Below are 6,925 nucleotides of genomic sequence, written 5' to 3'. Positions count from 1 at the left end.
TAACTTCGTCGCCTATTTTAACATTTGGAATTTTACTAACGTCTATCATTGTTTGATCCATACAAACTCTTCCCACAACAGGAGCTATTTTACCGCAGACAATAACCTTGCCTTTGTTAGATAAAGCGCGACTATATCCTTCGCCGTATCCTATTGGAAGTGTAGCAATAAGCGAGGCGCGTTTAGTTGTGTATGTTCTACCGTAACTTATAGTTGCGCCTTTTGGAAGTTTTCTCAAACATACTATTCTGCTTGACAGAGATAATGCAGGCTCAAGTTTAGCTATTTTTTTGAAATGGGCAGAAAGGTAATATCCGTATATTGCTAATCCCGGACGAATCATGTTGAAGTGGCTTTCGGGAAATGCCAAAACTGCGGCGCTATTTGCGGTATGTTTTAAAGGGATGTCTATTCCCATAGCGTCAATGTCTTTTAATAGTCGGTCTAAAGTTTCGATTTGCTGACGGGTGAAATTTTTGTCGGATTCGTCAGCGGATGGGAAATGTGTTGATATCCCTTCTATCTTTAAGTTTTTGAATTTCAGAATTTTTTTGATGAAATCTATTGCTTCCTGAACTTTTATTCCTGTTCGTCCCATTCCTGTATCTATATCTATGTGGACTTTTATTTTTTTATTTTCCTTTAATGCTTCTTTGTCTAAAGCTGCAGCAACTTCAAGAGAGCATAATGTAGGCGAAAGATTATATTTGATGATTTCTTTTGCGTCTTCGGGCAGAATGCAGTTCAATATGAGAATAGGAAGTTTGATTCCTATTCTTCTTAAAAGAGCGCCTTCATCTATAGACGCAATGCCGAAATAATCCGCTTTTTTTTGTATCGCCTTTGACACTTTTTCCAGCCCGTGTCCGTAAGCGTCGGCCTTAACACATGCGAGAATTTTTACGTCTTTACCGATTTTTTTTCTGATTGTGTCAATGTTATTTTTTATTGCTTTTAAAGATACTATAACTTTTGTGGTTCTCATATTTTATAAGGCATTATAGGTTAATTGATTGATTGTTTTCAAACCCCGTTAGAAGTAGGAAGAGCCGAAAGCACTCCTGTTGCAGAAATATCTAAAAACAGTTTTTACTTCTAACGGGGCAAACAGATGATGGTATGTAAGTTTTTGTAAAATGATATAATTGCCGCATGATTATAGGTGTAGGAACGGATATTATCAGTGTGGAAAGAATAAAGAAAATAATAGAGACAAGAGGCGAGCGCTTCTTAAATCTAATATTTACCGATAGCGAAAGGAAATATTGCCAGAGAAAAGAATCACCCTGGATTAATTACGCAGGCAGATTTGCTGCCAAAGAATCGGTATTTAAAGTTTTGAAGACAGGTTGGGGGCTGGGAGTCAGATGGAAAGATGTGGAAATATTAAAGAATAAAAGCGGCGAACCTTATATATCCCTTAAAGGAAAAACCAAACTAATAGCCGCCCAAAAAGACATAAAAAATATTGCTTTAAGCATTTCCCATGACAGAAAATATGCTATGGCAACTGCAATAGGAGAGAGTATTGACTAAATATAAAATAATAGAAGATATAAATTTATTAAAGGAAAAACTTCGCGAAGAAAAGAAGCAAAATAAAAAAATTGTATTTACAAACGGATGTTTTGACCTTATCCATAAAGGGCACATAATCCTTTTGCAGAAAGCAAAAAGCCAAGGGGATTTATTGGTAATCGCTATAAATTCTGACGATTCAATAAGAAAATTAAAAGGGAAAAACCGTCCGATATTTCCTGATTATGAGAGGGCGGAAATACTTGCAAGTTTCTGGATGGTGGATTTTGTAACTATTTTTAGCGAAGAAACTCCATATAAAATTATATCCGAATTAAAGCCCGATGTTTTGGTTAAAGGCGGAGATTGGAAGATAGCAGAAGTTGTAGGCAGGGATATAGTTGAGGCAAACGGAGGCAGAGTAGTTATTATTCCGCAGGTTGAAGGTTCTTCCACCTCCGAGATAATTGGGAGAATAAAAAAGGTTAATAAAGGTTAAAACTGGTTAAAAACAGTTAATAAAGGTTGCAAAAAATTGAACTTTATAAAAGTAACCTCTTTTAACCTATGTTAACCCTTGTTAACTACTATTAACCATTTAGAAATATGAACAGTAAAATATATCGTGTAATTGACGCTAATATAAATAGGGCAAGAGAGGGTATAAGAGTAATAGAAGATGAACTGCGTTTTATTTTTGAGAAAAAAGAATTATCCGAAAGATTAAGAAGTCTAAGACACGAAATTTCACGTGTTCCCTTGTTGCTTAATATGTCCTCTATCAAACTTCTTGCCTCAAGACAAAGCCAAGCAGATATTGGAAAGAATAGAAAAGAAAAAAAGAGAAATAATATACAGGAAATAATTGCTTCCAATTTTTCAAGAGTAGAAGAAAGTATCAGAGTTTTGGAAGAATATTCAAAACTTATCAATTTAAAAGTTACCGATAAGATCAAAAAAATTAGATTTGATTTATATAATATTCAGAAAAAAATTCAACTTTCTATTTACAGGAAAGAGCTTACTTCAAAGTTGGGGCTTTATATTATTACCGATGAAAAAATAGCGGGCAAATCAAACGCGAAAATTGTGATAGAAGCAGTTAAGGGCGGGGCTGATACTATTCAATTGCGTGATAAAACTTGTTCTGACAAAAAACTTTATACCGAAGCGAAAAAAATAAGAAATTTAATTCCTCAGAGAATTTTATTTATTGTAAACGACAGAGTTGATATTGCTTTGGCTGTAGAAGCTGATGGAGTTCATTTAGGTAAAGACGATTTGTCTATTACGGAAGCGCGCGAAATAATCGGTGAAGATAAAATTATCGGCATATCCTGCGATAGCGTAAAGGAAGCAATAAAAGCCGAAAAAGATGGCGCTGATTATGTCGCTTTAGGGCCAGTTTTTCCAACAACTACAAAAAAAGATATTCCTTTTCCTTTGGGAATAAAAATTATAAAAGAAGTAAAGAAAAAAATATCCATACCAATAATTGCTATCGGTGGGATTAACGAAAAAAATATTGGCGAGGTACTGAAATCAGGCGCAGATAGTGTTGCTGTAATTTCGGCTGTATTAAAATGCAAAATAATTAGAGAAAGAATTAAAATTTTAAAAAAGAAAATTCCGAGTTTTAAAACATCAAGCAAGATAGATAATGTAAAATAAATAAAAACCAAAGGAGAGGTCTTTTATGAATAGTATTGGTATGCAAGGGAGAAAAAATCGCATGTTTGTAATAGCTTTTAGTTTTATATTGGTACTCCTGGTAGGTATGCATAATTCCTGCTTTTGCGAAGGAGCAGATATTTGGGACAATGACGCATCCGGGTGGACAACAACTTTTGCTAATGGTGATCCGATTGATGCTGCTACGGGTTCCAATGCATATTCACCCCAGATAGCTATTGATTCAAATGGTATTGTCTATACTGTTTTCTACCAGCTTGATGGGTCTTTTCAACGCATCTATTTATGTCGTTATGATGGTACAGATGTGCGTATCTGGGATAATGATACTTTAAGCTGGACAACGACCTTTACAGATGGCGATCCGATAGATGCAGTTATGGGTAGAGATGCTTATGATCCCCAAATAGCTATTGATTCTAGCGACAGAGTATATATTACCTATTACCAAAGTGACACGTACTCTCGTATTTATTTAAACCGCTATGACGGTACAAATGTAGAAATCTGGGACAATGATACTTCTGGCTGGACTGATATCTTCACTGACGGAGATCCCATTGATGCTGCAACAGGTATGCATGCTTTTTCTCCTCAAATAGCAATTGATTCCAATGGTGTAGTATATTGCACCTACAGCCAACATAACGGCACATACTATAGTATCTATTTAAGCCGCTATGACGGTACAGATGTAGAAATCTGGGACAATGGAGATTCTACTTGGACGGATACCTTCACTGACGGAGACCCCATTGATGCAGCAACAGGGTCTCACGCTTTTTCTCCTCAAATAGCAATTGATTCCAGCAGTAGAGTATATGTTACCTATTACCAGTATAATGGTGCTGACTATGGTATATATTTAAGCTGTTACAATGGTACTGATGCGGAAATATGGGACAATGGTGCTTCCGGCTGGACTGACACTTTTGCAGATGGCGACCCGATAGATGCAGCAACAGGGTCTCACGCTTATAATCCTCAAATAGCAGTTGATTCCAGCAGTAGAGTATATGTTACCTATCATCAAAATGACGGAGCAGCCAATCGTATATATTTAAGTCGTTATGACGGCACGGATATAAAAATCTGGGACAATGGTAATTCAGAATGGACGGATACCTTCACTGACGGAGATCCTATAGATGCAGCGACAGGTAATAATGCTGCCAATCCAGAGATAGCTATTGATTTAAACAATAGAGCGTATGTCATATATCAGCAATCAGATGGTTCTTACAACCGTATCTATTTAAGCAGATATGATGGTACGGATGTAAAAATCTGGGACAATGGTAATTCAGAGTGGACGGATACCTTTGCTGACGGTGATCCCATTGATCCAGGAACGGAAAGTTGTGGCAATCCTCAACTTGCTATTGATTTAAGTAACAATATCTATGTTACTTATGCTCACCAGGAGCCTGCAAGTGTTTATCTAAACCGTTATAACAGCACAGATGTGCGTATCTGGGATAATGATACATCAGATTGGATAACTACTTTTGCTAACGGAGATTCTATTGATATAGGTAGTGGCGATTCTTCATCTGCTCAAATAGCTGTTGATTTAAATGGTGTGGTATATGTTACGTACATGTATTTTGAGCAGGTGCAGGAGGCTCAGAAATTACTTGATGCCGACTTTTCCTATTATCGTATCTGCTTGAGCCGTTACGTTCTGCCGGTAATTGCAGAGGAGGAAGAAGATGAAGAGGATGAAAGAAAAGAGAAGAATAATCCCTGTTTCATCGAGAGTGTCTTGGGAACGGCTATGGCGACAGATGATATTATAGTATTGAGACGCTTTAGAGATGATACCTTACTAACTAATCCTGTCGGGCAAATTTTTGTTTCAGCTTATTATAAAATATCTCCTGTAATGGCTGAAATTGTAATAAAACATTCTGTTTTGAAAAATACAGTGAGAAGGATTTTAAAACCTGTAATTTGGCTTTGTGAAGAAATAATTAAATAGGTTAAAAGGGACGATAGAGCTACTTTTATGTTAAAAGAGTTGTAGTATAGAGCTTATCTGTAGTGATAAAAGAAAAAAATATCCATACCAATAATTGCTATCGGTGGGATAAATGGAAAAAATATAAAGGAAGTACTGCAAGTAGGCGCAGATAGTGTTGCTGTAATTTCGGCTGTTCTTTAAAATGGTAATATCAGTGCAAGTGTAGCTTGTTTTAAGAAATATTTTTTAAAAAACGGAGGTTAGCATATACTATGTTAAGCCATAAAAATTTTAAAGGAGGGTTAAAAATGGGAAAGTGGTTTTTCTACTACTTGTTTTTAATAGCAGGATTAATCGGAATTTTATTTCCTATTACTGTTAAAGCTGATGATGTATGGCTGGAGATTACAGGAGACCCATTGACTGTTCAGGCGGATGACTGTGCTCAAATGGGAATTCTATATGGCGCAACCCGACAATATTTTGGTATTAATGCGAAGGGTTCGACTCTTTTTTTAGATGGCACGTCGCAGCAGTTTTCAATGGGGAACGTTCCTGCCGGTGGTTGTGGAGGCACAGTTTTTACACCCGTGTCTCACAGTAAACCTGATGGCTGGAGTATAGAAACGGTTTATGATGCAGGAGCAACAGGTGTAAGGATTACCCAAAGGATTTATTATACAAACGGGAATTCTTATTATAGATTGGAATGGGATATAGAAAATACAAGTGGAACTACTTATACAGATTGTCGTTTTCTGCACGGAGGAGATACTTACTTTGACGGTAATGATAATTCGAAAGGTTATTACAGTGCAATAGTGAATATGGTATATCTAAAAAATAACGAAAATGAAAGTGCCGGTATTATGGGTTTATACGGACATCCAAGTTCGTTGGCTGACAGGTATCATGAGGATGACTATGACACTAATTGGGGTGAAATGAATGATGGAGAACTTCCTAACACAGTAAATGTAAATAATGTTGACGCTGGATATTCTCTCCAGTGGAATCGTAGCACTCTTGCTCCCGGAGATGTTTGGCAGATTGTCGGGTTTGAGAAATGGACGGGTGCAGGTAGTGTTCAGGTATATGCGCCTGCTGATGAAGACGTTTCTGCTAATGAGGTGAAAAGTTATACTTTTGTAGTGCAAAATTTTCAGGCAGAAACAGCCAATTATAATTTATCTGCATCTTCTTCAAATGGATGGGCAACTAACCTTCTGGGTGGAAGTTCTATTACACTTGACCCTGACGAAGCAGACAGTATGATAGTAGAATTAACCGTTCCTGCAGGAACTGCAGGAGGTACGACCGATGAGTTGACGTTAACCGCTACTGATGAAAGTGATGCTGAAATAACAAATAGCGATTTTGTTACATCAACTGTGCTTGAGTATTATGAAGGTGACGATACCGATGATGGGGGTAGTAGTGGAGCACCTCTTTGTTTTTTAGAAGGTTTTGCTCTAGCGCCAGATGATATTATGTTATGCAGGCGTTTTAGAGATGATACCTTACTAACTAATCCTGTCGGGCAAATTTTTGTTTCAGCTTATTATAAAATATCTCCCGTAATGGTTAGATTTGCAAAACAGCATCCCATTTTGAAGAATATTGCGAGGGAAATTTTAAAACCCGTAATGTGGCTCTGTGAAAGAGTTTCAGAGGGAACTGAAGTGGCTGGATATCGAGACGGTAAATCGTCGGGATAAAAAACACAATATTTTTCGTTTGTATCACGACTTG

Annotated in this window: 7 protein-coding genes; 6 read left to right on the top strand and 1 reads right to left on the bottom strand. The window is 36.9% G+C overall.

Annotated elements, in window-relative coordinates:
* A partial coding sequence (gene alr, locus KAS42_01000; protein ID MCK4904809.1) for an alanine racemase occupies window positions 1-985 on the bottom strand: 985 nt, incomplete at its 3' end.
* A 167-nt stretch (window positions 986-1,152) separates the two neighbouring features.
* Between alr and acpS the strand changes: the two genes are divergently transcribed.
* From acpS to KAS42_00970, 6 genes are all read left to right on the top strand, one after another.
* On the top strand, window positions 1,153-1,536 hold the full coding sequence (acpS, locus tag KAS42_00995; protein ID MCK4904808.1) for a holo-ACP synthase: 384 nt from the start codon (window positions 1,153-1,155) through the stop codon (window positions 1,534-1,536).
* Between the two features lie 19 nt (window positions 1,537-1,555).
* Complete coding sequence (rfaE2, locus tag KAS42_00990) at window positions 1,556-2,017, top strand: D-glycero-beta-D-manno-heptose 1-phosphate adenylyltransferase (GenBank protein ID MCK4904807.1); 462 nt, start codon at window positions 1,556-1,558, stop codon at window positions 2,015-2,017.
* A 107-nt stretch (window positions 2,018-2,124) separates the two neighbouring features.
* Window positions 2,125-3,189, top strand: a complete 1,065-nt coding sequence (locus KAS42_00985) for a thiamine phosphate synthase (protein MCK4904806.1) — start codon at window positions 2,125-2,127, stop codon at window positions 3,187-3,189.
* Between the two features lie 61 nt (window positions 3,190-3,250).
* Complete coding sequence (locus tag KAS42_00980; protein MCK4904805.1) at window positions 3,251-5,191, top strand: hypothetical protein; 1,941 nt, start codon at window positions 3,251-3,253, stop codon at window positions 5,189-5,191.
* Window positions 5,192-5,269: 78 nt separating this feature from the next.
* Window positions 5,270-5,374, top strand: coding sequence for a thiamine phosphate synthase (locus KAS42_00975; GenBank protein MCK4904804.1), 105 nt, complete (start codon window positions 5,270-5,272; stop codon window positions 5,372-5,374).
* 107 nt (window positions 5,375-5,481) lie between these two features.
* Entirely contained in the window at window positions 5,482-6,891 is a 1,410-nt protein-coding gene (locus tag KAS42_00970) for a hypothetical protein (GenBank protein MCK4904803.1), read from the top strand.
* Window positions 6,892-6,925 lie beyond the last annotated feature (34 nt).

The sequence above is a fragment of the bacterium genome (assembly GCA_023135785.1).
Taxonomy (GTDB): domain Bacteria; phylum CAIJMQ01; class CAIJMQ01; order CAIJMQ01; family CAIJMQ01; genus CAZNJA01.
Note: the sequence above shows the minus strand (reverse complement) of the source record. Positions and strands in the feature narration are given on the sequence as shown.